Source organism: Leucobacter sp. 7(1) (genome assembly GCF_900163635.1).
Lineage (GTDB): Bacteria > Actinomycetota > Actinomycetes > Actinomycetales > Microbacteriaceae > Leucobacter.
The window spans coordinates 1-1,532 of sequence record NZ_FUID01000070.1; the positions used below are offsets into that span (position 1 = coordinate 1).

Below are 1,532 nucleotides of genomic sequence, written 5' to 3' on the forward strand. Positions count from 1 at the left end.
CATGACGCCATCCTTTCAACTCGAAAGGAAGCGGCAGAGAACCCGGGACGGTTCATTCCAGAGTGTGTTCCGGGGCTGACCCAGGCCCCGAAGCCTTGGGACTTGGGGGCGGGAAAGTTTCTTGAAAAACTTTCCGCTCTGCCCACCAGGGGTTTCCCCGCCCCAGAATTGTTGCCCCCTGAAACCCCCTGTTTTCGGGGCCTGAATGTCAGTGGTGTGTGAGGGAATAGCCCCATGCCCGCCAATGGAGAGTTCACCCCCGCGCAGCGCCACCGCGTCGCACACGCGGTGAGCCGACTCGAAACGATCGAGACGCACCAACGGGCACTCGATGCGGAACGCGTCACTGTCCTTGCTGACGCCCTCGACGCGGTCGTCAGCACCTCGCCCGGGGCGGGCCAGGAACTTGGGTACCGGGCCCTGCGCTTAGAACTCGCCGCGGCCCTCTCCCGGAGTGAATCCGCTGTTGAACGGCTCCTAGATCTCGCGTCTGCTCTCACTTCGCACTACACCCCCACCCTGCGTGAGGTTGAGGCTGGGCGGATCAGTTTGGATCACGCCCGCGTCATCACCGACGCCGGCACAATCTTCACCACCGGGGACCTCCCCACAGACGCGGCACGTCGCGGCGTGTACGAGGCGGAAGTGCTCGTCCACGCCCGGCAGGAAACCCCCACAAGGCTCCGCCCCATCGCGCGGGCTCTCGCCGCCCGGTATGCGGAGCACACACTTGAGGAACGCCATAGGGAGGCGGCCACACGGCGGTGTGTGCGCCTGCGGGACCTTGATGCGGGGATGGCGGAACTCGTCGCGTTCCTCCCCACTGTAGAGGCGCACGCGATCTATGACCGGGTGACGCGCATCGCGCGGGCCACGATCCAGGAAGAAGCCGCCACCCACACAGCGGGTACCGCGGGTACCGCGGGTACCGCGGGTACCGCGGGTACCGCGGGTACCGCGGGCAAAGTAGGCACCGGGCCCGGGACCGAGCCTGCCCTCCCGCACCGCTCTCGAGACGCGGTCCGCGCGGACGTGCTCCGCGATCTCCTCCTCACCGGCACCACCGACGATGTTGCGGCCGCGGGCCCAAACATCCACGCGAAGGTGCAGGTCATCGTGCCGCTGAGCATGCTCCACCCCGACACGGACCCCGACCCTAATGACACCGGGCCCGGGGCGGGGGCAGGGGCCAAGAGTCCTCCGAGCACAGAGCAGAACACAGGCACAGGCACAACGGCCCCAGCACCTCTGGAATCCCCAGCCCCCACAGCCCCGCCACCAGACACAGCCTCTCCACCAGACACAGCCTCTTCACCAGACACAGCCTCCCCACCGGGCACAGCCCCTCCACCAGCCCCAGCCACCCGCTTCACCGAACTCGGACGGGTCTGATGCAGGAACAGGTGACATCGAACGTGGCTAGCCGAGAGGGCTGGCCTGGAAGGATGTCATCATGCCCAAGCCGTTCCCCAAGGAGTTCCGCGACGACGTGATCCGCGTTGCGGAGAACCGTGATCCAGAAGTCACGCTCG

At 66.7% G+C, this 1,532-nt stretch carries 1 protein-coding gene; it reads left to right on the forward strand.

Going from position 1 to position 1,532, the window contains the following annotated elements:
- Positions 1-234: 234 nt before the first annotated feature.
- Positions 235-1,392, forward strand: coding sequence for a DUF222 domain-containing protein (locus FM113_RS13555; RefSeq protein ID WP_087015356.1), 1,158 nt, complete (start codon positions 235-237; stop codon positions 1,390-1,392).
- Positions 1,393-1,532: the final 140 nt, after the last annotated feature.